Below are 21,880 nucleotides of genomic sequence, written 5' to 3'. Positions count from 1 at the left end.
AGCGGTCAGCGGGGGCCGGGCGGCAGTTCGCACACGGCGATGCCCGGCTCCACGAGGCTGCCGAGCACGAGGGTGCCCCCGTGCTCGTACACGCTGGTGACCATCCGGTAGCCGGCGCCGCGCCGCCCCAGGTCGTGGGCGACCCGGCCGTCCGGGCCGACGCCCATGACGCGCGCGAACCGGCGCGGGGGCGGACGCAGCCGGACCGCCGCGGCCGCCGCCCCGCGCCGCAGCGCCGCGGGCGCACGGTGCAGCCGCTCCAGGAGCGCCTCCCGCGGAGCGGCCAGGGCGGTCCAGAAGGTGCCGTCGGCGCTGCGGGAGAGGTTGTCGGGAAAGCCCGGCAGGTCCTCGATCAGGGTGTCGCGCAGCCCGGACCGGGGGCCGGTGAGCCACAGCCGGGTGAGGCGGTACGCGCCGGTCTCGGCCACGACGGCGAAGGACTCGTCGGCCGCCAGGGCGACCCCGTTCGCGAACTGCAGGCCGTCGAGGAGCACTTCGGGGACGCCGCCCGGCCGGAGCCGCATCAGCCGGCCGGTGCCGGAGTGCTCCACGATGTCCGCCCGCCAGTCGCGCAGCCCGTACCGGCGGCTGGCGGCCGTGAAGTAGACGGTGCCGTCCGCGGCGGCGGCCGCGTTGCTGCAGAACCGCAGCGGTTCACCGGCCACCGAGTCCGCCAGGACCTCGACCCCGCCTCCGGCCCCGGGGGAGACGCGCAGCAGCCCCCGTTCCGCGTCGCAGACGAGCAGCCGGCCGTCGGGGAGCACCTCCAGGCCGAGCGGCCTGCCGCCCGTATCCGCCACTTCCTCCACCCGGGCGCCGCCGCGCGGGCCGGGAAGGGTGATCCGCCGGATCCGGCCGTCGCCGGTGCCGGTCAGCACCCGCCCGGCGCCGTCGACGACGACGTCCTCCGGCCCCGGACCGCCGATGCGGAGCATGAGCAGGGGCGGCAGCGGCCGGGGCGGCGCGGGACGCACGGATACGGGCGCGTGGCTCATGAGGCGGCCACCGGGCGCCGGGCGCGCAGGCAGCGGGACATCTCCTCGGCGTACGGGAGGATCACCCCGGCACCGATCGCCACGCCGAGACCCGCGAGGTACTTCGCGGACAGCGGCCGGTCCTTGGGGAGCAGGACCCAGTCCCGCCGGCCGCGTCCGCCGCGCAGCGCCGCACGGACCTCGTCGGCGTGCAGGCACGCGGTGAACGCCATCGCCGACAGCGGCAGCACCTCCAGGAAGCTGTGGATGTGCTGCTCCACGGGGTGCACTTCACGCTTCTTCGTGGCCAGGCTCACGTCGTAGAGGGCCGTGGCGCCGTGCGCGACGGCGGCTCCGCCCATCACGGACAGGACGAGCGGGTTGATCCTCGCCAGCAGCCCCATCGCGACGGGGACGCCGGCCTCGGTCATCATCAGCGCGTGGACGGCGGACTCCTTCACGCCGCTGGTGTGCTCGATGCGCGTCCGCTTGTGCATCCACCAGTCGGCGACCGCGGGCACCACCCACATCGGGAGCACCCCGTAGAGCAGGAAGCGCCGGTTGGTGTCCTCGACCGCGGTGGAGCGGAAGGGGACGGAGAGGTCGCGCCCGCGGCGCCAGTGCTGCCAGGAGCGGACGAAGGGCTTGCCGGAGAGAGCCATGGAGCCTCCGGGGAGAGAGGAACGGAACCGGACTGCATCTTCCGTACACGTGTACCCCGTCCTTCTCTCCCATGCGGCCGGAAGCAGGAATCACCGCCGCACGGCCGGGAAACAGGAATGCGGCCGGCCGGGAGGGGGATCGGCGCGGCCGGGACGGAGGCCGGTGCCGTGTGGCACGACCGGGCCCGGTCGCCGATCCTGGGAGTGTGCCCGATGTGGTCGAAATTCGCGTGCACGGTGTCGGTGGGACATCGCCCACGGGTCTCCTTCAGATCGCCGAACTGCGGCATGTCGGCGGTGACGACACGGCACGGTTCCTGCGGCGCTCGGTGCCGCCGGCGGAGCCGCCCGCGAGGGAGGCCTTCCACTGGGCGAACATGACCTCCGGTTCGGTGTCCAACGCGCTGTGGCTGCTGCTGGCCCCCTTCGGCATCCTGAACCTCGCCCGCTACACCCTGCCGATGGCCGTCCGCGTCCCCGGGGAGCGGGACACCGAAGTGCGGCGCGGGGTACGGCGGACGGCCGACGCGGTCCTGCGGCTGCTCGGGCTCGTCCTGACCCTGCTCCTGACGGCGGCGGTCGCCTTCGTCGCGATCGACCTCGTCGCCTGGCAGTGCGGCGGCAACCCGCTCTGCACCTCCGGCAACAGCTGGGTGCCCTTCTCCGCCAAACAGCCCACCAGCTGGTCGTGGCGGCTGCCCCTGGGCGTCGCCGCACCGGCCGCACTGATCTGGCTGCTGGTCCGCTTCGGCCGGCAGGTCTACGTCCATCCGCCGCCCACGGCCACGAAGCCGGAGGAGTGGCCCGACGGCGTGGGCGCGCTCGCGCAGAAGCCGTTCTGGTCCTCCTCGCCGCGCGCCCCCATGCTGAGGCTGTTCCACACGACCGCGGCGGTGGCCGTCCTCGCGATGCTCGTCGCGTACGCCTCGGTGAATCCGGTCGCAGGTCTGCGGATCGCCGAAGGCTGGGAGGCCGACGCCCTCCGGGCCCTCTTCGGCTTCGCCGCAGCGGCCGGCCTGCTCTGCGTCGTCCTCACGGCGATCGGCTACCACCCCCGGGGCGAGAAGCTCGTCTACGACCCCACGGGCCGCGACGCCATCCGGATCCCGGTGCCGTGCCTGATCCTGCGCCGGAGCACGTGGGCGGCGCTGCTCGCGGTCGTGGTGCTGGCGGTCTTCTTCGGACCGCACACCACCTCCCGGGGCACCGGCGGCCTGCCCGTGAACCTGGCCGGCTTCGAGTGGGCCTTCAACGCCCTGTACGCGGCCTGCGCGGTGCTGCTGCTCGCCTTGCTGGTGGTCACCCTGCTGCTGCGCGGCGTCATCCCGACCGCCGGTCTGGCCAAGGGGCAGCGGCCCATGTGGGGCGGGCTGGCGTGCCCCGTGCTCGCGAGCCTCGCGGTCCTCCTGGCCACGGGGTTCACGGCCGGCTTCGCGATCCAGACCGCCCGGCTGCTGGGCAGGCTCGTCCAGCCGAAGGAGACTCCCTCCGGGGGCGGGCCGCTGCTCGTGCTCCCCACGGTCTTCCACGTCACCGCGCTGCTGTGGGCGCTGGTGCTGGTGGTCGCCGTGGTGCTCGTTCTCTCTTTGCTGGTCTTCCGCCCCGGTCCGGGCGTCGACCTCAAGAGCCGCATCCGGAGCGACTACCCGCGGGCGACCGGGGACGACCTCCCCGACCGCACCGTGGCACGCCTGGCCAAGGCCTGGCGCCGGGCCGCTCTGAAGTACCGGCTGCCCACGGTCCTGGTGGTGGTCGCGCTCGCCGGGTTCGTCTGCGCACTCCTGCAGGGCTGCTTCGCCGGCGAAGCCCTGGTGGCGGGAAGGAACAAGGGCTTCGAGTGGATCCAGGACGCTCTCTACGGCCGCGTCCGGCTCGGCGTGAGGTTCTTCGGCCTGGCCGACGACGTCGGGGCGTGGGCGCTGACGGGACTGGCGGCGGGCCTGGTGTTCCTGGGCGTGCGCGCCTTCCGCAGCCCGCAGTGGCGACGGGCGGTGGGCGTGCTGTGGGACCTGCTGGCGTTCTGGCCGCGCCTGGCGCACCCGATCGTGCCGCCTCCCTACGGCGGCCGGGCGGTGCTGTCGCTGACCCGGCGGGTCCGGGACAAGACGGCCGGGGGCGGGACGGTCGTGCTGTCCGGCCACAGCCAGGGAAGCCTGATCTGCGTGGCGGCCGTCCTCCAGGCCGCCCATGCGCAGCAGGCGGCCGACCCGACGCCACCCGTCGACCGGGTTGCCCTGCTGACGCACGGTTCGCAGCTGACGTGGGCGTACGCCCGCCTGTTCCCCGCGTACGCGGGCCATCCGCTGCTGCGCGACGTGTACACCCGGCTGAACGGGCGCTGGCGGAACCTCCACCGCTGGAGCGACCACCTCGGCGGCCCCGTTCTGGCACACCCCGCCGAGGGGCCCGTCCGCCCGGTGCTCGGCGACTGGGAGACCATCGACCGGGCCGTGGTCACGCCGGACCCGGACGGCGACGGCGAAGGCGACGGGGACAGCGACGTCTGGTGTCGCCGCATCGGCCCCGAGATCCAGCTGCGCGACCCGCACAGGATCGTCGCCCGGGACGACAAGCCCGAGGCACCGCTGCTCAAACACAGCGCGTACTACGCGGATCCGGCCTACGACCACATCGTGCAGGAGCTGATCGACAGCGTCCCGGACGGCCGGCAGCCCTCCGCGGTCGCCGCCCCCGAACGCCCGTCGGCCGCCACGCGACTCAGCACGGCCGTGGCCCGCCGCCTGCGCGCCGGCCGCCGCCCACCCGGCCGGCGACCGGACGGCGGCCTCCGGGGGTGAACGCCTCCGTCGCCTCCGTCAGGCGCGCTGCGCCCGCTCGTAGGCCCCTTCACGTCACGGGGCCGGCGGGGGACAGCCCGCCGTGGACCTCGTCCGCGGCCAGCGCCACCACCCCCGTCGCCGTCTCCAGCAGCGCGGGCCGGTGCGTGACCATGACCACCGTCCGGTGCGCGGCCAGCCGTCCCAGGGCGGCCACCACCAGCCGCTCCGCCTCCGCGTCGAGCCCCGAAGTCGGCTCGTCCAGCAGCACGATCGGCGCGTCGGCCAGCAGGGCCCGGGCGATCCCCACGCGCTGGCGCTGGCCGCCCGACAGCCCGCCGCCGCAGTCGCCGAGCCGGGTGCCGAGCCCGTCGGGGAAGTCGTCGGCGAACGCCGTGACCAGCGCCGCCTCGGCGGCCGCCCGCACCTCGTGCGGCCCCGCGTCCGGTCGTGAGTAGCGGATGTTGTCGGCGATCGTCCCGGCGAAGAGGAACGTCTCCTGGAGCACGGCCGTGACCTGGCGGCGCAGCCACTCGTCCGGCAGGTCGCCCGTCGCCGTCCCGTCGATGCGCACCGTGCCGCACGTGGGCCGGTACAGGCCCGCGACCAGCGCGAGCGCGGTCGACTTGCCCGCACCGTTGGGGCCCGTCAGCGCGATCCGCTCGCCCGCGCCGATGCTGAGGTCGAGGCGGTGCAGCGCGGGACGGTCCCCGTAGCGCATCGACACCCCCTCGAAGTCGATGCGGCCGCTCGCGCGGGCGGACAGGCCCGGGGGAACGGCCCGCGCCGGCCGCCGCAGCGGGCACGGCTCCCGGAGGATCTCGGCGATGCGCCCGGCCGACGCGCGGCCCTGCGCGAACGTTCCCGAGAGCTTGGACAGGGCCCGCAGCGGAGCCACCATGCCCGTCAGATAGCTGAGCGCGACCACGAGATGGCCGGTGCTCCACCACCCGCGCAGCACCCCCACGCCGCCCACCCACAGCAGAGCCGCCGTGCCGACCGCCGTCGCCGACTCCAGCAGCGGGGCCCGGCGGGCCTGGACGTCGGCGGCCTCCAGCCCCGCGTCGAGCAGCCCCCGGCTCCGCGCCGCGAACTCACGGTCGTGCGCCTGGTGGCGGCCGAAGGCGTGCACCGTCCGGATGCCCTGCAGCGCCTCGGCGACCAGCCCGGTCAGCTCGCCCTCCGCCTCCCTGCGCCGCCGGGCGGCGAGTTGCCCGCGCCGCCGGTTGCGGACACCGAGGAGCAGGGCCAGGGGGACGGCCCCCACGCCGATCAGGCCGAACCGCCAGTCCAGCAGGAGCAGCGCGGCCGCGTAGCCCGTGACCGAGAGGACCCCGGGGAAGAGCACCGAACAGAACGCGACGAGGCTGTCCTTGATGTTCCCGCAGTCGGTGATCACCCGGCTCGTGGACTCGCCCACGGTCCGCCGGTCGTGGTAGCTGAGCGGCAGGCGCTGCAGGTGGGCGAAGGTCTCGCAGCGGATCGCCACGCTCATCCGCTCGCCCACGCCGTTCATGGTCCGGTCGCCCGCGTAGTCGAACACCGCGGACACCAGGGCCACCAGCACTACGAGCGCGGCCGCCGTGGTGAGCATGGCCGTCGCGTCCCGCCCGAAGACGTCGAGCAGCGAGCCGAGGGGGTTGCGCGCGCCGTCCGTGCCCAGCACCCGGTCCACGACGGCGGCGACCGGCCACGGCGTCACCAGGTCGGCGGCCATCTCGCACAGCCGCATGCCGACCCCGAGGGCGAGCAGCCGCCGGTGCGGGGTGCCGAACCCGCGGAAGAACCACAGCACGTGGCGGTTCGCCGTGGACGGGTCCTTCATCAGCGCTCCCAGCGGACGGCGTCAGCCGCCCTCATGGTCGCCGCAGCCCGCCGCGGCGGGCAATCCGGCGCGCTGCCGGGCGGCGAAGTGACTGCGGAATGCGTACGCGCAGGACGGGCCGCGGCTTCCGCCGTTCCGGCCTCCGGCGCGCAGCGGCTCCACTACCGTCGGCCGGGTGCGCAGTCGCTTGTACGTCGCAGCGTTCGTGGCCGCCCTCGCCCTGACGGCCTGCAGCAGTTCCGAGGGGCCGCGGCCGCCGGATCCGTCCGACGGCCCGGCGGGCGCGCGGGCCGACGGCGCCGAGTTGCTCTACCGCGGCAAGGGGCACACGAGCGCGCAGAACCCGGCCTTCTCGCCGGACGGCGCTTCCGTGCTCTTCACGCTCTTCGCGGGCGGGTACAACGAGGGCGCCGCGGCGCTGCGCGTGCTCTCCCTGCGCGACGGCGCGCAGAGCCGTCCCGGCACGCTGCTCGACGAGAGCGACCGGGCGGCCGTGAACCTGCCCGGCTCCAGCTGGCACCCCTCGGCGGGGGTGGCCTTCGCCTCGGACCGGGCCGGCGGGCGGGACGAGGTGTGGGTGATGCCGCCGGGCGGCCGGCCCTCCCGGGTCACCGAGCACGGCGGCGACTCCGGCTATCTGGAGCCCAGCTTCTCGCCGGACGGCGCGTGGATCGTGTTCCAGGAGAGCCGGGAGAGCGGGACGGAGAAGAAGGAGAAGGAGAAGGAGAAGGAATCGGCGGAACCGGCGGAACCGGCGGACGGCGGCGGCGCGCTCGGCTCCCTGTGGAAGGTCCGACGGGACGGCAGCGGACGGACCCGGCTCCTGGACGGCCCCGCCACCGGCACGGACAACCGCCAGCCCAACTGGTCGCCCAAGGGCGACCGGCTGGTCTTCCAGCGGCGCGAGCGCGGGAGCCACGACTGGGCGCTGTACGTGATGAACGCCGACGGCAGCGGTCTGCGACGGCTCACCGGCGGCCCCGGTGAGCACACCGACCCGAGCTGGTCGCCCGACGGACGGCAGGTGGTCTTCTCCTCCACCGCCGGCGGCCTGGAGGTGCCGCAGATCTTCGCGATCCCGGCGGACGGCGGCCGCCCCGTCCGGGTGACCAGGAACGACGGCTCCTACGACGGCGCGCCGAGCTGGTCGCCGGACGGGCGGTGGATCGCCTTCGAGTCCCACCCGGGGGAGGAGGACCGGCCGACTGCGCTGTGGCGGATCCCCGCCCCCGGAACGGACGGGCCGTAGCCCTGCGGCCGTAGCCCCGTAGCCCCGTAGCCCCGTAGCCGTAGCTCCGGGGCTCAGCCGGCGGTGGTGACCGTCAGCAGGGAGTACTGGCCGACGGTCAGGGACACGGTGGCGGTGGTGCCCGCCACCTGCCAGGTGACCGGCTGCGGGGCCGGCGAGGCACCGTCCGGGGAGCTCACCGTGGCCGACAGCACCCGCTTGCCCGCGGGCAGCTCCAGGGCGACGGAGCAGGCGGCCGGCGTGGTCCTGAAGGCGGCCGGGGCGTCACCGAAGCAGGTGAAGTTGACCAGCTGGACGACGGTGTCGTCGCCGAGCCGGCTCACCTCCATGTGGATGCGGCGGTCGCCGGTGAGCCGCACCGAGGGCGGCGCGGCCGCGAGGACGGGCGCCAGGATCCGGTCGGCGCTCGCCTGGTCGGTGCCGGTGAGGTAGCTGAGGCCGGCCAGGTTCTTGACGTACCAGCACGTACCGGAGCCGAATCGATTCTGCTTGCTCGCGGGCAGCGGGTCGCCCTTGCGGAACCCCAGCACGTCGGCCAGCGCGTACTCGCCGCGGGCCGTGCCCAGGCCGTCGAGCGCGGTCGGCGCCGGACCGGTGATCACGACCGTCCCGCCGCCCGCCACGTACTCCCGCAGGACCGCGGCCTCGCCGTCCGAGACGGCCTGCAGGTTCGGCAGCATCAGCACGCGGTACGGGGCCAGGTCGGCGGCCTCCAGGTGCGGGCTCGTGACGGTCGCGAAGGGGACGTGGGCGTACACCAGCGCCTTGACCGTGCCGCGGAACTCGCCCAGCCACGCCTGCTCGGCGCAGCTCTCCTCGGCACTGCCCCCGGCCCACCAGTCCGTGACCCCGGAGGGCACCTTGGTGTTGGCGTACATCCCCGTGCCGGCGGCGGGGCTGACGAAGTCCCGGGAGGCGGAGGAGTGGTAGACGCCGACCTCGGCCGCGGGCACGGCGTCGTAGAGCTTCTCCTGGTTGGCCGCGACGAAGGCGTACATGCGGGTGCGCATCGCCTTGTCGGTGCTCACGTCCTTGAACGGGCTCTTGACCTCGTACGGATTGCAGCCGGCCGCCAGCAGCTCGGCCATCACCAGCGACGCGTCGTCGGCCTTCCAGCCGTAGGAGAACGCCCACGCGGGCTTCGCCCCGCTCGCGGCCCGCGCGTACTTGTACATCGAGATCAGGCAGGTCCAGTCGGTCGCCGTGGCGTGGCGCATCCCGTCGTAGTTGCCGAGGATGTCCACCTCCCAGACGTGGCTCACGCCCTCCGCCTTGCGCAGGTACGCCCCGTCGAGGCCGACCAGCGTGGCGTACTGGTAGTCCATGCTGACCGTCTCGACGAAGGTCACCAGGTCGGGGTTGACCGAGCGGCCGGCGGCGGCGATGTCGAGCTGCCACTGGTTGAGGTTGCGGTGGCGCCACTCCACGTAGCGGCGGAAGGGCGGGCTCGTGAAGTCGGCCTTGGCCGGGAGGGCGAGGCCGGTGTCCGCCTTGAAGGCGTCCGCCGCCCAGCTGGAGCCGTCGCACCAGCTCATGGCGCCGTCGAAGTAGATCGGCACGTCCGGCCAGATCGCGTCCACGCCCGTGGCGGCGAGGGCCTTGATGCGGCCGAGGTAGTAGTCGCGCCAGGGGGAGTTGGGGCTGAGCCAGCAGCTCTCGTCCCCCGGGTCGACCCAGACGACCAGGCTGCCGTAGAAGACGTTGGGCTTGCCGTCGAGGGAGCGCTGCACCCAGGACTTGCCCTCGCCGTCCTTGTAGAAGGACGGGCCCTTCTCGCCGCCGACGCTGATCAGCTCCAGCGACGGGTAGTACATGACGACGCGGATCCCGGCGGCGTGCGCCAGCTCCGTGAAGCTCTTGACCTTGCCCATGTGCTCGGTGAACTCCGCGGGCGTCAGCCAGTTCGACAGGATCGTGTCGAGCTCGATCACATTGACGTTCTGCGCCTTGAGCGCGGTGATCACCGGCTTCATGTCGCGCAGCGGATCGGCGTCCTCGTCGAACGTGCCGTCGGCCAGCCTGGCGAAGCGGCTCCACTCGGGGAAGAGCCCCTGCCGGGCGGCGGCCGGCGCCCAGGCGGGCTCGGTGCCCGGGCCGGAGGGGCCGGGGAGGCGGGGGAGGAGCTGGGAGGCCAGCGCGCCGCCGCTCACTCCCAGGCCCGTCCGTAACAGGGCCCTCCGGGTGAATCTTCGCATTCCGCTCATGGGTGTCCCCTCGCATTCACGACTTCACGACTCACGACTTCACGGCTTCACGACTTCACGGCGGTGTGGCGGGGTCTGCACGGTGCCCGCAAAGTCTGCCCGATCGCCTTTGCGCCGGCGGACGGATTCCGGTTAAGGCGGTGCCCGTCCGGGTGCCCGTCCGCTGTCGGGGGCCCGCATCTGCCATCAGATGGAAATCGGCCCGATATCGCTCCCGTACGGAGTAGCCGGGGCGGCACCTCTCCGGCAGGCGGTTAACAGAGTCTCCAGACGACTGAACCGCGAGGAGTGCAGGCATGGCTGAAGTGAAGCTGACCGCCGAGACGCGCACCGAGTTCGGCAAGGGTGCCGCCCGTCGCATCCGCAGGGACGACAAGGTCCCCGGGGTCATCTACGGGCACGGCTCCGAGCCGCGGCACGTGGCGCTGGACGGGCACGCCCTGCTGCTCGCCTTGAGGACTCCGAACGTACTGATCCGCCTGGACATCGACGGCAAGAAGGAACTCGTCATCCCCAAGGCCGTCCAGCGGGAGGCCCTGCGCGGCTTCCTCACCCACGTGGACCTGCTGATCGTCAAGAAGGGCGAGAAGGTCACGGTGGACATCCCGATCCACACCGAGGGCGAACTCGCGCCCGGCGGCAACCTGCTGGAGTACATCCTCAACGCCCTCCCGGTCGAAGCCGAGGCCACGCACATCCCGGAGGGCGTCACGATCTCCATCGAAGGCCTGGAGGCCGGCCACACCATCCACGCCAAGGACATCCCGCTGCCTCGGGGCACCAGCCTCGCGGTGGACGGCGAGGACGCCGTCCTGCAGATCGTCGCGGCGCAGACCGAGCCGGAGGAGGAAGAGGAGGAGGAAGAGGAAGGCGAGGAGGCGGCGGCCGCAGCCGCCGAGGGAGCCGAGGAAGGGGAAGCCGCACCCGAGGCCGAGAGCAGCAGCTGAGCCGCCGGCTCCTGCCCCGGCCCCGGGAGCGGGGGTGGGTCCGCGGCGGACGGGAACCGCCCGCCGCGGACCGCGCATCAGACCTCTCGCGGCAGGGGCTTGATGACGCCGAAGACCGCCCCGAACTGGTCGGTCAGCCAGGCGATCCGCCCCACGTCCGGTACGTCCGTGGCCGGTGCGACCACCGAGCCGCCGCCCTCCTGCGCCTTGGCGACGGTCGCGTCGGTGTCCGTCACCAGGAAGTACGGGATCCAGCGGGACTCCCTGCTCTCACCGTCCCCCTCGCCCGGCGCGGGGGCGATACCGCCGAACGGCGCGTCGGGCCCGCTGCTGCCGGCCGTGGAGATCAATGTGTACAGGCCGGTGCTGAACTCCTTCTCCTCCGCGCCCCACCCGAACAGGGAGCGGTAGAAGGCCGCGGCGGCCGCCGGGTCCGCGGTGTGGAGCTCGACCCAGAGCAGGGTGCCGGGCTCGCACACCCTCTCCAGGCCCTTGACGGCACCCGGCTGCCAGAGGGAGAACTCCGCGCCGCCCGGATCCGTGAGACAGGCCAGCCGTCCGGCGTCCATGACGTCGGCCGGCTCGACCCGCACCCGCCCGCCCGCCTGCTCGGCCGCCTTGGCGGTGGCGTCGGCGTCGGGGGTCTGGAAGTACACCGTCCACGCCGGGCTCGCGCCCTCCTCGGTCAGCGGGCCGAGCGCCGCGACGCTCTTGCCGTCCTGCTGGAAGAAGGCGTAGCCGCCCGCGTCGGGCCCGGCGGACTGCACGTCCCAGCCGAAGACCTGGCCGTAGAACTCGGCGGACCCGGCCGTGTCCGGGCTGCCGAGGTCGAGCCAGTTGGGTGATCCGGTCACGAAATCTGTGCTGAGCATGGTGGGTGCCCCTTCGACGGATACGTGTGAGGGGCCCGGCACCGCGGGCGCGGCGCACGGCGTCCCCCGACGCGTCTCAGTCTTCCACCGCGGCCGGAGCCCCGCGCGACGCCGTGGCCACGGCCCACCGGCGTACGGGGTCGCGGCCCGGCGCGATGCGGGGCGGCCGGCGGCCCGGGCGGACGCCGGTGCGGTACCGCTGGAGCCGGCCCCGTCCTGCGGCCCTGCGAATGCCGCTCTCAGTGCCGGGCGTTGACGAAGCCTATGCCGACAGCTCCCCACCAGCACACCTGGGAGACGAGGGCCGTGCCCGCCCCCCAGGCGAGCAGCCCCCGGCCCGGCGGGGCGGGGGAGTGCTGCGCCAGGCGCCGGGTGAGCACCCCGGCCTGGAGGCCGTTGAGGGTGAGGACGACGATCATGACGAGCTTGGCGCGGGTGAGCGGCGAGGCCGGGTCCGGATGGAGGAAGGCGCCGCTGGCCAGCAGCCCCGCCAGACCGGCCCAGATGGGCACGTGCAGCCGCCCCGCGGCGCCGAGCGCGTCGGCGAGCGGAAGCCGCCGGGTGACCCACAGCAGCCCGAACCAGTCGGCGGCCAGCACAGCGCCGAAGCCGAGGGCCAGCGACGCGAGATGCACGAAGAGGGCCCCGGTGTGCAGCGCCTCGTCCGTGCGGACGTGCAAGGAGACCCACAGGCAGCCCGCCAGGGCCAGGCACGCCAGGAGCGCGCCGGCGGCGACCGTCCACCACGAGTCGTACAGGCGCAGCGGCCGGGGCTGCGGCTGTGACTGAGGAGCGGACACGGGACCTCCCGGAACACGAGGTGAGAGCGCTGGGTAAGGAGCGCTGCGTAAGAAGTAGGTAAGCCTTACCTACGTTCGTCGCCGCGCGTCAAAGCAGGGCCGCCGATACGTCCCGATCCGGGCCGAAGCGTGACCGCCGCGAGATCACGCCGAGACACTCCGGCCGCGACGCGCACCCGGTCGTGCGGGTGTTCCCGCCTCGTCGGCGTGACGCAATGCCGCGCCCACCGGCGAGTGATTCCGCCGGATGGATCAACGGCCGTGGATATCTGGAGGCACTGTCCCGTCACCACGAAAGGACTCCCGTGCGTATCCGCCGCGCCCTGGGCACCGCTGTGTCCGCCCTGCTGCTCACCACCCTCGCCGCCTCACCCGAGGCGCACGCCGCGAACGGCACGCTGACAGTGGACTACTCCCGCTGCAAAGCGGGCACCGGCATCACCGGCGTGGCCTGCCTCCGCGAGGCCGTGAGCCGGCGGGAGAAGGACCCGCAGGACGGCAAGTGCTACAGCCTGCTCACCGAGAACCGGGCCAAGATCCGCCGGCTCTCCAACGGCACCAGCCGCACCCTGGTCTACTTCACCGACCGCCACTGCACCCGGCGCGCGGGCACCCTCGGCGCGGGCCGCCACCTGACGAACCCGCCGGTGCGCAGCGTGCAGTACCCGATCTGACGCACGCGGGCGGGAGCGGCCCGGCCCGGGCCGCTCCCGCCTTCCCGCGCCGTCCAGGAGGATGGGTCCCATGGTCACGATCACCTTTGTCCGGGGAAACATCACCCAGCAGCACGTCGACGCCGTCGTCAACGCGGCGAACTCCTCGCTCCTCGGGGGAGGCGGCGTCGACGGCGCCATCCACCGCGCGGGCGGCCCCGCGATCCTCAACGCCTGCCGCGACCTGCGCGCCTCCCACTACGGCAAGGGCCTCCCCACCGGCAAGGCCGTGGCCACCACGGCGGGCGACCTCCCCGCGGACTGGGTGATCCACACGGTGGGCCCGGTGTTTCAGGTTTCAGGCGGCGATGAGTCGCTGCTGGCCTCCTGCTACCGGGAGTCCCTGCGGGTCGCGGACGAGCTGGGCGCGAAGACGGTCGCCTTCCCCGCCATCTCGACGGGCGTCTACCGCTGGCCGATGGAGGACGCGGCCCGCATCGCGGTCGACACGGTCCGGCAGACCGAGACGGCGGTGGAGGAGGTCCGCTTCGTGCTGTTTGATGAGCGGGCGTACGAGGCCTTCGCATCGCAGATGCGTTGATGGCTGCAGGGTCGGGAGGGCCACCCACGCCTGAGCCCTAACGAAAGATCGCTGGACGGCCGTCACCTCGCCCAAGGAAGCGGCCGTCCAGCGATTGCCGAGCACGCTGCACCGACCCGGAATAGCCTTGCCGGAAACAATCTTGCCCTTACTCGCTGCTGCAGGGCGTGGAGCGAGGGGGCAGGGTGTCAGGTCTGAAGCTGTTTCGTACGACGGGTGGGGTGACGGAGGTCGCGCCGCGGCTCGCTGAGGTTGAGGCCGACGTGCAGGCTCTCGTCGAGGCGCATGAAGACCACGCTCGGGGTGCGGTACTTGGCGAGCGAATACAGCACCGGTCCGGTCCATGGCGGCCGGATCGACACACTTGGTATCGACGAGAACGGCGCTCCGGTGGTCGTTGAATACAAGCGCGGGACCGACGCGGGCGTGATCAATCAGGGGCTCTTCTACCTGTCCTGGCTGATGGATCACAAAGCCGAGTTCGGGCACCTTGTCCGTGACCGTCTCGGTCCAGCTGCCGCAACCCATGTGTTGTGGAGCGCCCCGAGACTTATCTGCGTTGCCGGCGACTTCACACGCTACGACGTGCACGCGATACGCGAACACCGGAGAAGCATCGACCTGGTCCGATACCGGTTCTTCGGCGACGACCACTTCGGGCTGGAAACAGTCGCCTCCGTCGCAGCACAGACGACCGTCCCACGAGTTCGCCGAGCGAGCGCAACCGAAGCTCACGGTGCCGCTGCGCCATGCGGGCCGATGGAGGAGCTGTACGCGGCGGTCGACGAAGTCCTGCTCGGGCTGGGCGACGACATCACGAAGGTCCAGCGCAAGACCTACCGCGCCTATCAGCGCCTACGGAACTTCGCCTGCCTCTGCCCGCCCCGGCAGTCCAACCTGCTCATCTATCTGAAGGCCGATCCAAAGACGGTCGACCTCATCCCGGGCTTCACCCGGGACGTGACGGGAATCGGACACCACGGAACCGGTGACCTGGAGGTACAGCTGCGCACAGACCGGGACCTGGAACGGGCCCAGAACCTGTTCCGGCTGAGCTACGCCGCCGCGTAGTGAGGCGCTGGTGCCTTTGTACATCGGGGGTGTTGTGAAGTTGAGAGGTCTGTCGGGGTGCTGCCTCGCGACGTGGGTCGTTAAAGGCTGCACACGCCACCCGGTAGTCGACACCGCGGCCTGCCCCTCCTCGTCCTGGTTCACTCCCTATCCGCGACACGTACGCGCCTATCCGCGGCCCGTGCTACGCCGCTGGGCGTGAAGGCTTTGGACGGGCTGGCCAGTGGACAAGCTCGTAGCTGCTGCCGGTCTTTGCCTTATGGGACCCGTGGGGGCGGTGTGGGGCAGGCAGAAGTCACAAGAGTCATGTCACCTGAACGAGTGACTCCGCTCTGTTGTTCGCGAGTGCACACTCAGGGTACGGACGGTGCGCACCCTCCTTCGCCCCGGCTGGATCCCAGCCGAGGACACACCGAAGTGAGGGAGGACGGCCATGTCCACGTATTCGTCCCGTCGTCTCGCAGTCGGAGCGGCTGTTGCTGCCGGCGTGCTCTCGCTCGGTCGATGATCACGGGTACGTCGGCGGCGGCGACAGTTGGCCTGGGCTGTTCCGGCACTTTCACTATGCAGGTCGGCGGCATCGTCCCAAGTGCCAACGGCAGCGACGATCTCCAATGCCAGTGCGCCGGCCGGAGTATCTCGGCCACCATCAGCATGCAGGGTTCCTCTGAGACCGGGCCGCGTGACGACCACGAGGACTCCACCCGGCCAGGTCCTATGAGGCAGGAGAGGGCGCCGCGGCCATGGGGGGCGAAGTGGCCACTTTCGCCATCGACAGGACCTACAACTTCCTCTTGGTCCAGTAAGAGGTCACCTCGTTTGGGGCCGTCCCCTGCCGGTGAGTGCCGGCGCCTCACATCCCGCGGTTTGGGCCGTACCAAGGCTCGGGACGTAATGGCGAACAGCACGCTGATGCGGTGGCGGGCGAGGCGGAGGAGGGCCTGTGCGTGGGTCTTTCCGCGGGTCCGGTACTTGTCGTAGTAGGTCCGGGAGGCGGGGTCGTGCAGGGCGGCGAATGCGGACAGGAACATCGCGCGTTTGAGCTGCCGGTTGCCGCCCCGTGGCGCGTGTTCGCCGTGGGATCGAGGTCCCCGAGAACTTTGTCGTCGGGGCGAGGCCGGCGTAGGAGGCGAGGTGGGCGGCGGTGGGGAAGCTGGCGCCGTCGCCGACGGTGACCAGCAGGACGGCAGCGGTCCTGACCGCGATCCCCGGCATCGAGGTCAGGACCTGGTGAAGAGGGTGGGCCTCCAGCAGGGTCTTGATCTGGGTTTCCAGGGCCCGGCGCTGTTCGTGGACGGCGGCGAGTGAGCGGGTCAGGGACGGGATGGCGACGTCGAGGGTGCTGGTTCCCGGGACCACGACGGTTTGCTTGTCGAGCGCGTCGAAGACGTCGTCGATCAGCCGCTGGGCCATGCGTGGGGCCTTGGGCCGGATCACCTCGGCCAGCTTGCGGCGGCCGGCTTTCCGCAGGGCAACCGGGGATCCGTAGCGTTCCAGCAGCCAGGTCACCGCCGGGTGGTCCAGCCGCGGTCCGAGGGCGCGCTCGAGGCTGGGGTGGAACTGGGTGAGCAGGCCGCGTATCCGGTTGGAGGTGCGGGTGGCCTCGGCTGCGAGGTCCTGGTCGAAGCCCGCAGTACGGGCAGTGACCGCGTCCAGCAGGGCGGCATCGTCGTTGAACGAGGTCAGCATCAGGCAGGCCGGCTCGGGCGTCGGCCTTCGCTGCCAGCATGAGGGCCGAGTGTCCCTCGTACGGGGCCGTGCGGCTCCTTCAGAGGCCGCCCACTGCCGGGCACTCTGGCATCAGGCAGGCCGGGACCGGCCGGCCGCGGCCTCTGGAGGAGCGAGCGCCATGCAGCACCGCACTGTTGACGAGCTCATGACGAAGAAGGTCGTCAGCGTGGGGCCGGAGACCCCGTTCAAGGAGATCGTCAAGGAACTCGCGCAGAACGACGTCACGGCCGTACCCGTGGTGGACGCCGCGAACCGGGTCGTGGGCGTGGTCTCCGAGGGCGACCTGATGTGCAAGTCGGCGGACCAGCCCGACCCGTTCGGCCGCCTTCCGGTGCCGTGCCTGGAAGCGTGGGAGCGGGTCAGGGCCGAGGGCACCCGGGCGGAGGAACTGATGTCGGCGCCCGCCGTCTGCGCACGGCCCGAATGGAACGTCGTCGAGGCGGCCCGTCTCATGGCCGTCGAGGGCGTCAAACGACTTCCCGTGGTCGACGAGGCCGACAGGCTGGTGGGCGTCGTCAGCCGTGGTGACCTGCTGCGGGTCTTCCTGCGTGACGACCGTGCCATCCGCGAGGAGATCGTCCACGACCTCCTGGAATGCACCCTGGGGCTGGCCCCGTCGGCCGTCGCGGCCGACGTGACCGAAGGGCAGGTCACGCTCACGGGGTCCGTGCAGGACCGGGGAACGATCCCCGTCCTGGTGAGGCTGTGCCGTGCGGTGGACGGCGTGGTCGCGGTCCGGGAACACATCGTGCAGCAGCAGCAGCAGGAGCGAGCGGGAGACAGTCCGCCGAGAAGGAGGAGCCCCTGATGAAGGACACCCCGCACACCGTCAGCGACGTGATGACCCAGACGGTCGTCGCGGTCAGCCGCGCCGCGCCCTTCAAGGAGATCGTCAAGACGCTCGCACAGTGGAAGGTCAGTGCTCTGCCCGTCTTGGAGGGCGAGGGCCGCGTCGTCGGAGTGGTCTCCGAGGCGGATCTGCTGCCGAAGCAGCAGTTCAAGGACCGCGACCCCTCGCGCCTGGAGCAGATGCGCCACCTGGACGAGCTGGTGAAGGCCGGAGCCGGGACGGCCGGGGAGCTGATGTCCACCCCCGCGGTGACCCTCCACGGGGACGCGACGCTCGCCGAGGCCGCCCGCGCCATGGCGCACCGGCGCGTCAAGCGCGTTCCGGTCGTGGACGGCGAAGGGAAGCTGGTCGGCATAGTGAGCCGCAGCGACCTGCTCAAGGTCTACCTCCGTGAGGACGAGGACATCGCCCACGAGGTACGTCGTGAGGTGATCGGTCACTTCTTCCGCCACCGGGCACCCACGGTGGAAGCCCATGTGAAGGAGGGCGTGGTGACCCTCTCCGGGACGCTCCACGACACGGCGCTGGTCCCGGTCATGGCACGGCTGGTGCGGGCCGTGGAAGGCGTGGTGAACGTCGAACTGCGGCTCTCCGGCCCGGTCGTCCGGCACCGGCTCCCCGAGCCGCCCGTCGTCGGACCTCAGTTCTGAGGGAAGAAGGAAGGGACGGACGGGTCCGGCCGCCCCCGGGTACCCGGGGGCGGCATCCGGCAGGGGCGCGGCCACGCGTGTCACTCGTGCGGAACGACCGCCACCGGGCAGGGGGCGTGGTGGAGGGCCGCCTGCAGGACGGGCCCGAAGGGCGGGGCGAGAGCCGGCCGCTTCTGCCGACGGCCGGCGACCAGCAGGCCCGCCCCGCCCGAGGCACGCAGGACCACCCGGGCGGGGCTTGCCAGGTGCACGGTCTCGGTGAGGTCCACCCCGGGAAACTTCGCGCGCCACGGGCGCAGCGCGTCGTGAAGCTCCTTCCGCGCATCGGCGGCCAGTTCCTCCCCGACGTCAGGATCGATGCCCCAGGGAGCGTACGCCTGCACCGGCAGGCTCCTGCCGTGGACGGCCCGCAGGGGCACGCCCCGGCGTGCGGCCTCGTCGAAGGCGAACTCGAAGAGCGGGTCGCACGGGCCGTGCAGGCTCAGGGCCAGGACCACGTCGCCCTGGGCGGACGGCGGAGGCCACGGCTTTGCGGTGTCTTCCACCGCGTCGTCCCGGGCGCGGACGAGCACCACTGGACTGCCCGCCTGCGCCATCACGTGCAGGCCGGTGTCCCCGAGGAAATACGCCGCGACGGGCGCCATGCCCCGGGAGCCGAGCACGAGCACATCGGACTCCGCAGCAGCGGCCAGCAGGGCGGGCCCCGGGTCCGCCGCCACGAGGTCCTCGCAGACGGGCAGGTCCGGGTAGTGCCGGCGGATCTCCTCCTGCGCATCGTCGACGATCCTTCGTGCCCAGTAGTTCTGGTCCGCCCCGGCGGTGTCCTCCTGTTTCGACGGGGAGAGCAGGACCCACGCGTGCAGCAGCCGCAGCGTGCAGCCGCGGAGCTGCGCCTCGCCCGCCGCCCACAGCGCGGCGGACCGGCTCTCGGGAGAGCCGTCGAGCCCGGCGGTGATGACTGGATCCATGGCACGTTCCTCCGTGTCTGCAAAGGGGTGTGTCTTCAAACGGAATCGCTTGTGTCTTCGAGGGGGAATCGGTCTTCAGGGGCCGTCCGGGGCCGTGCCGGGTGCGAGCGTTCCGGCGTGGTCGGGGACATGGGTCTGCCAGTCCCGTGGCGGGCGCCGGTAGCCGTGGGCGGGCGGGCGCGGAGGCAGCGTCAGGTCCGGCCGGGGGACATCCCGGTAGGGCACGGTGGACAGCAGGTGCGCGATCATGTTGATCCGGGCGCTGCGTTTGTCATCGCTCTCGACGACGTACCAGGGCGCTTCGGCGGTGTCCGTGCGGCCGAACATCTCGTCCTTGGCTTGGGAGTACGCCTCCCACCGGGTGACGGACTCCAAGTCCATGGCCGACAGCTTCCAGCGGCGAGTGGGGTCCTCCAGACGGCTGCGGAAGCGCTGTTCCTGGACGGCGTCACTGACGGAGAACCAGTACTTGCGCAGCAGGATGCCGTCCTCGGTCAGCAGCCGCTCGAAGACCGGGCACTGCTGCAGGAAGCGCCGGTACTCCTGCTCGGTGCAGAAGCCCATGACGTGCTCGACGCCGGCGCGGTTGTACCAGCTGCGGTCGAACAGCACGATCTCGCCCGCCGAGGGGAGGTGCGCGACGTAGCGCTGGAAGTACCACTGACCGCGCTCGCGGTCGGTCGGCACGGGCAGGGCGACCGTCCGGACGACGCGCGGGTTGAGGCGCTCCGTCACGCGTTTGATCACCCCGCCCTTGCCCGCGGCGTCCCGGCCCTCGAAGACGACGACGAGCCGGGCCCCCTCGGCCCGCACCCACTCCTGGAGCTTGGCCAGCTCCGTCTGGAGCCGGAACAGCTCCCGCCGGTAAAGGTCGTGGTCCAGCCGGCTGTCCGGTGCCCCGGCGTGTCCGCCGGCCTTCCTGTCGTCGTTCACCGTCGCTCCTCGCCGGTGTGCCCGTCCTGACTCCTCAGAGTCTGCGCAGCCATCCGTCCGCGACGCCATGCAAGGCCTGCTCGTCGGGCCGGAGGCGCGAGTCGTCGACGCGGTGCGTCAGCTTGTCCACCACGGCCACGACGCCGTCGATCTCCTTCGTCATCCGCAGGGCCACCTGGACCTCGCTGCGCTGCTCCAGCTCACCCGCAAGGGTGACCACTCCGTCGGCCACAGCGACGTCGACGGCATGGGGAGCCAGCCACAGGGTGCGGACGAGGACCTCGTCGACGACTTCCCGGCGGATGTCGGCGTCGGTGCGCAGGAAGACCTGCAGCAGTTCGCGGCGGGTGACGATGCCGACCAGACGGTTCTCCTCGTCGACGACGGGCAGCCGCTCGACGCGGTGGCGGGCCATGGTCCGGGCGGCCTCGGCGATGCTCTCCCCGGCGCGTACGGTCACGGCCGGCGCGGTCATCAGCTGCTCCGCCGTGCGGGCACGGGCCTTGGCGGCCGACCTGCGGGCCGCGCGGCCGAGCCGGGGGAGCCGTAGTCGGCGTTCCGGGCCGCCGGGTCCGGCGGCCGGGCGGGTGAGCAGGTCGGTCTCGGAGATCACCCCGAGCACCTTGCCGCGGGCGTCCACGACCGGCAGGCCGCTGATGCGGTGCTCGGCGAGGAGCCGTGCGACCTCTTTGAACGGCGTGTCGGGCTCCGCACGGACGACGTCGTCCTTCATGACGGTGCCGGTCTTGCAGTGCTTCATGGCTTCTCTTTCCTCTCGGGCCGGCCGTCGCGCCCGCTTCGGGCGGGGCGCGTCAGCGCGTCCGGCGCAGATGGGGATTGCGGGCGCGGCACGGCTCCAGCCGTACGCGGACGTCGAACGTGGTCACCCCGCCGGGCCAGGACGGGGTTGCATTCGGCCTCGGCGAGCCGGGGCAGGTCGCAGGCCATCCGGGACAGCCGCAGCAGCAGCTGTTCCAGGCCCCGCAGGTCCACCGGGCGGGCCCCGCGGTAGCCGAGCAGCTCGGTGGCCGTGCCGCCGAGGCCGAAGAGGACCCGCGGGCCGAAGACCTCGTCCTGGACCGCACCGGTGACCAGTTCGGTGCCGCGTTCCGCCAGTGGCTGTACGACCACTCTGGAGAGCACGTCGCCGAAGCGGGTGTCCAGATCGCGGTAGGCGGCCCGCACCTGCGAGGCGTTCATCAGGTCGAGGTGGATCGCGCCGCGCTCGCTCTTGTGCAGCAGCCCCGGCCAGTGGGCCTTCACGACGACGCGCCCGTCCGGGCCGGCGAGCCGGGCGGCCGCAGCCACGGCCTGGTCCTCGTCGGTCGCCCACTCCCAGGGCAGTTGCGGGATGCCGTAGCTGCCCAGCAGCTTCGCGCAGGCCAGGGGGTCGAGCCAGCCGCCCTCCGGGTGGCGGGCGAGGTAGGTGGCCACGACCGCCGCCGCGGTGTCCGCATCGATGCCGGTCAGCTCGGGAACGGTGCCCGGGAGCCGGTCCCGGCGGCGGGCGTGGGCCGCGGCGTGGGCGAGGGCCCGGGCGGCGGACAGGGGGTCGGCGTAGGCGGGCACAGGCCGGCCGTCGCCCGAGGGCAGGAGCGCGGCGGGCACGCTCTGGTCGAGGAGGACCGCGACGACCGTGCGGATCCGGCACGCGGGGCCCCGCGGGATGAGGGCCCGGGTGAGATCGTCGCCGGTCGCTGAGGCCAGTGCGGTGGGGACCAGGGCCACCAGCACGGCGTCGACGGCCTCGCTCTGCGCCAGCCGGTCGACGCAGGCGCGCAGCTGTGCTTCGGAAACGGCGGTGGTGTCCACGGGGTTGGCCGTGACGGCTCCGGGAGGCAGGAGGGCAGATGGCTCGGCGGCCGTTCCGGGCTCGAAGAAGGGCACGCTCAGGCCCGCCTCGGAACGGACCTTCCAGGCAGGGTGCCGGGTGTCCGTGGTGCCGGGAGTACCGACAGCTTGTGCGGTGTGCGCCGTATCCGTGGTGTCCGCCATGGCGAGTCCTTCGTCGGCCTGTCACTGCTGTCAGCGTGGGGCCGGGCGGAGGTCCGAGGCAGGGGCCGACCAGGCCATGGCGGTGGACCGGTCGGCCGTCGGCTCGGCCAGTTCCGCG

The 21,880-nt window shown here is 72.5% G+C and carries 18 protein-coding genes and 1 pseudogene; 8 read left to right on the top strand and 11 right to left on the bottom strand.

The window, feature by feature from the left end:
- Window positions 1–5: 5 nt before the first annotated feature.
- Both NQU55_RS12435 and NQU55_RS12430 read right to left on the bottom strand, forming a co-directional pair.
- On the bottom strand, window positions 6–995 hold the full coding sequence (locus tag NQU55_RS12435) for an SMP-30/gluconolactonase/LRE family protein (protein ID WP_168093992.1): 990 nt from the start codon (window positions 993–995) through the stop codon (window positions 6–8).
- Complete coding sequence (locus tag NQU55_RS12430) at window positions 992–1,636, bottom strand: diguanylate cyclase (protein ID WP_256790523.1); 645 nt, start codon at window positions 1,634–1,636, stop codon at window positions 992–994. Before NQU55_RS12430 ends, NQU55_RS12435 begins: the two co-directional genes overlap by 4 nt.
- A 206-nt stretch (window positions 1,637–1,842) precedes the next feature.
- On the opposite strand from NQU55_RS12430, the gene NQU55_RS12425 reads away from it, so the two are divergent.
- Window positions 1,843–4,434 (top strand): hypothetical protein, encoded by a 2,592-nt coding sequence (locus tag NQU55_RS12425; RefSeq protein ID WP_256790522.1) that lies wholly within the window; start codon window positions 1,843–1,845, stop codon window positions 4,432–4,434.
- 49 nt (window positions 4,435–4,483) lie between these two features.
- Here the strand turns inward: NQU55_RS12425 and NQU55_RS12420 are convergent, their stop codons facing one another.
- Complete coding sequence (locus NQU55_RS12420; protein ID WP_256790521.1) at window positions 4,484–6,238, bottom strand: ABC transporter ATP-binding protein; 1,755 nt, start codon at window positions 6,236–6,238, stop codon at window positions 4,484–4,486.
- A 175-nt stretch (window positions 6,239–6,413) separates the two neighbouring features.
- Here NQU55_RS12420 and NQU55_RS12415 point away from each other — a divergent pair, with 175 nt between their 5' ends.
- Window positions 6,414–7,487, top strand: a complete 1,074-nt coding sequence (locus NQU55_RS12415) for a PD40 domain-containing protein (RefSeq protein ID WP_168096179.1) — start codon at window positions 6,414–6,416, stop codon at window positions 7,485–7,487.
- 53 nt (window positions 7,488–7,540) lie between these two features.
- On the opposite strand, the gene NQU55_RS12410 is transcribed toward NQU55_RS12415, so the two are convergent.
- Window positions 7,541–9,691 carry a type 1 glutamine amidotransferase family protein gene (locus NQU55_RS12410; RefSeq protein WP_168096178.1) on the bottom strand — a complete coding sequence of 717 codons (2,151 nt, stop codon included), beginning with the start codon at window positions 9,689–9,691 and terminating at the stop codon, window positions 7,541–7,543.
- 296 nt (window positions 9,692–9,987) lie between these two features.
- Between NQU55_RS12410 and NQU55_RS12405 the strand changes: the two genes are divergently transcribed.
- Window positions 9,988–10,638, top strand: a complete 651-nt coding sequence (locus NQU55_RS12405) for a 50S ribosomal protein L25/general stress protein Ctc (RefSeq protein WP_256790519.1) — start codon at window positions 9,988–9,990, stop codon at window positions 10,636–10,638.
- Window positions 10,639–10,715: 77 nt separating this feature from the next.
- On the opposite strand, the gene NQU55_RS12400 is transcribed toward NQU55_RS12405, so the two are convergent.
- A complete protein-coding gene (locus tag NQU55_RS12400) occupies window positions 10,716–11,510 on the bottom strand; it encodes a VOC family protein (RefSeq protein WP_168096470.1) in 795 nt (264 codons plus the stop codon).
- Between the two features lie 239 nt (window positions 11,511–11,749).
- On the bottom strand, window positions 11,750–12,310 hold the full coding sequence (locus NQU55_RS12395) for a hypothetical protein (RefSeq protein WP_206330139.1): 561 nt from the start codon (window positions 12,308–12,310) through the stop codon (window positions 11,750–11,752).
- A gap of 305 nt (window positions 12,311–12,615) precedes the next feature.
- Here NQU55_RS12395 and NQU55_RS12390 point away from each other — a divergent pair, with 305 nt between their 5' ends.
- The 3 genes from NQU55_RS12390 (at window position 12,616) to NQU55_RS12380 (ending at window position 14,635) form a co-directional block, all read left to right on the top strand.
- Window positions 12,616–12,984 carry a hypothetical protein gene (locus NQU55_RS12390; RefSeq protein ID WP_168096471.1) on the top strand — a complete coding sequence of 123 codons (369 nt, stop codon included), beginning with the start codon at window positions 12,616–12,618 and terminating at the stop codon, window positions 12,982–12,984.
- A 70-nt stretch (window positions 12,985–13,054) separates the two neighbouring features.
- A complete protein-coding gene (locus NQU55_RS12385) occupies window positions 13,055–13,564 on the top strand; it encodes an O-acetyl-ADP-ribose deacetylase (RefSeq protein WP_168096472.1) in 510 nt (169 codons plus the stop codon).
- Window positions 13,565–13,849: 285 nt separating this feature from the next.
- A complete protein-coding gene (locus tag NQU55_RS12380) occupies window positions 13,850–14,635 on the top strand; it encodes a DUF5655 domain-containing protein (RefSeq protein ID WP_372504697.1) in 786 nt (261 codons plus the stop codon).
- A gap of 893 nt (window positions 14,636–15,528) precedes the next feature.
- On the opposite strand, the pseudogene NQU55_RS12375 reads toward NQU55_RS12380, so the two are convergent.
- Window positions 15,529–16,267: pseudogene (locus NQU55_RS12375) on the bottom strand (transposase); the annotation flags it as partial.
- A gap of 217 nt (window positions 16,268–16,484) precedes the next feature.
- On the opposite strand from NQU55_RS12375, the gene NQU55_RS12370 reads away from it, so the two are divergent.
- Complete coding sequence (locus NQU55_RS12370) at window positions 16,485–17,174, top strand: CBS domain-containing protein (protein WP_256790516.1); 690 nt, start codon at window positions 16,485–16,487, stop codon at window positions 17,172–17,174.
- Window positions 17,174–17,866 (top strand): CBS domain-containing protein, encoded by a 693-nt coding sequence (locus NQU55_RS12365; protein WP_256790514.1) that lies wholly within the window; start codon window positions 17,174–17,176, stop codon window positions 17,864–17,866. Before NQU55_RS12370 ends, NQU55_RS12365 begins: the two co-directional genes overlap by 1 nt.
- Before the next feature lie 80 nt (window positions 17,867–17,946).
- Here NQU55_RS12365 and NQU55_RS12360 read toward each other — a convergent pair whose 3' ends face one another.
- From NQU55_RS12360 to NQU55_RS12345, 4 genes are all read right to left on the bottom strand, one after another.
- Window positions 17,947–18,834 carry a universal stress protein gene (locus NQU55_RS12360; protein WP_168096945.1) on the bottom strand — a complete coding sequence of 296 codons (888 nt, stop codon included), beginning with the start codon at window positions 18,832–18,834 and terminating at the stop codon, window positions 17,947–17,949.
- A gap of 75 nt (window positions 18,835–18,909) precedes the next feature.
- A complete protein-coding gene (gene ppk2, locus NQU55_RS12355) occupies window positions 18,910–19,767 on the bottom strand; it encodes a polyphosphate kinase 2 (protein ID WP_256790512.1) in 858 nt (285 codons plus the stop codon).
- 34 nt (window positions 19,768–19,801) lie between these two features.
- Window positions 19,802–20,527, bottom strand: a complete 726-nt coding sequence (locus tag NQU55_RS12350; protein ID WP_168096032.1) for a CBS domain-containing protein — start codon at window positions 20,525–20,527, stop codon at window positions 19,802–19,804.
- Window positions 20,524–21,762 (bottom strand): acetate--CoA ligase family protein, encoded by a 1,239-nt coding sequence (locus NQU55_RS12345; protein WP_308402218.1) that lies wholly within the window; start codon window positions 21,760–21,762, stop codon window positions 20,524–20,526. The genes NQU55_RS12350 and NQU55_RS12345 overlap by 4 nt, the downstream gene beginning before the upstream one ends.
- Window positions 21,763–21,880: the final 118 nt, after the last annotated feature.

Source organism: Streptomyces telluris, assembly GCF_024519335.1.
GTDB classification, from domain to species: domain Bacteria; phylum Actinomycetota; class Actinomycetes; order Streptomycetales; family Streptomycetaceae; genus Streptomyces; species Streptomyces telluris.
This window is presented reverse-complemented; position numbering and strand designations above follow the sequence as displayed.

Coding starts and splice junctions, on each gene's coding strand:
- NQU55_RS12435 (WP_168093992.1), bottom strand. CDS start 995: ATGAGCCACGCGCCCGTATCCGTGCGTCCCGCGCCGCCCCGGCCGCTG.
- NQU55_RS12430 (WP_256790523.1), bottom strand. CDS start 1,636: ATGGCTCTCTCCGGCAAGCCCTTCGTCCGCTCCTGGCAGCACTGGCGC.
- NQU55_RS12420 (WP_256790521.1), bottom strand. CDS start 6,238: ATGAAGGACCCGTCCACGGCGAACCGCCACGTGCTGTGGTTCTTCCGC.
- NQU55_RS12410 (WP_168096178.1), bottom strand. CDS start 9,691: ATGAGCGGAATGCGAAGATTCACCCGGAGGGCCCTGTTACGGACGGGC.
- NQU55_RS12405 (WP_256790519.1), top strand. CDS start 9,988: ATGGCTGAAGTGAAGCTGACCGCCGAGACGCGCACCGAGTTCGGCAAG.
- NQU55_RS12400 (WP_168096470.1), bottom strand. CDS start 11,510: ATGCTCAGCACAGATTTCGTGACCGGATCACCCAACTGGCTCGACCTC.
- NQU55_RS12385 (WP_168096472.1), top strand. CDS start 13,055: ATGGTCACGATCACCTTTGTCCGGGGAAACATCACCCAGCAGCACGTC.
- NQU55_RS12380 (WP_372504697.1), top strand. CDS start 13,850: ATGAAGACCACGCTCGGGGTGCGGTACTTGGCGAGCGAATACAGCACC.
- NQU55_RS12370 (WP_256790516.1), top strand. CDS start 16,485: ATGCAGCACCGCACTGTTGACGAGCTCATGACGAAGAAGGTCGTCAGC.
- NQU55_RS12365 (WP_256790514.1), top strand. CDS start 17,174: ATGAAGGACACCCCGCACACCGTCAGCGACGTGATGACCCAGACGGTC.
- NQU55_RS12360 (WP_168096945.1), bottom strand. CDS start 18,834: ATGGATCCAGTCATCACCGCCGGGCTCGACGGCTCTCCCGAGAGCCGG.
- NQU55_RS12350 (WP_168096032.1), bottom strand. CDS start 20,527: ATGAAGCACTGCAAGACCGGCACCGTCATGAAGGACGACGTCGTCCGT.
- NQU55_RS12345 (WP_308402218.1), bottom strand. CDS start 21,762: ATGGCGGACACCACGGATACGGCGCACACCGCACAAGCTGTCGGTACT.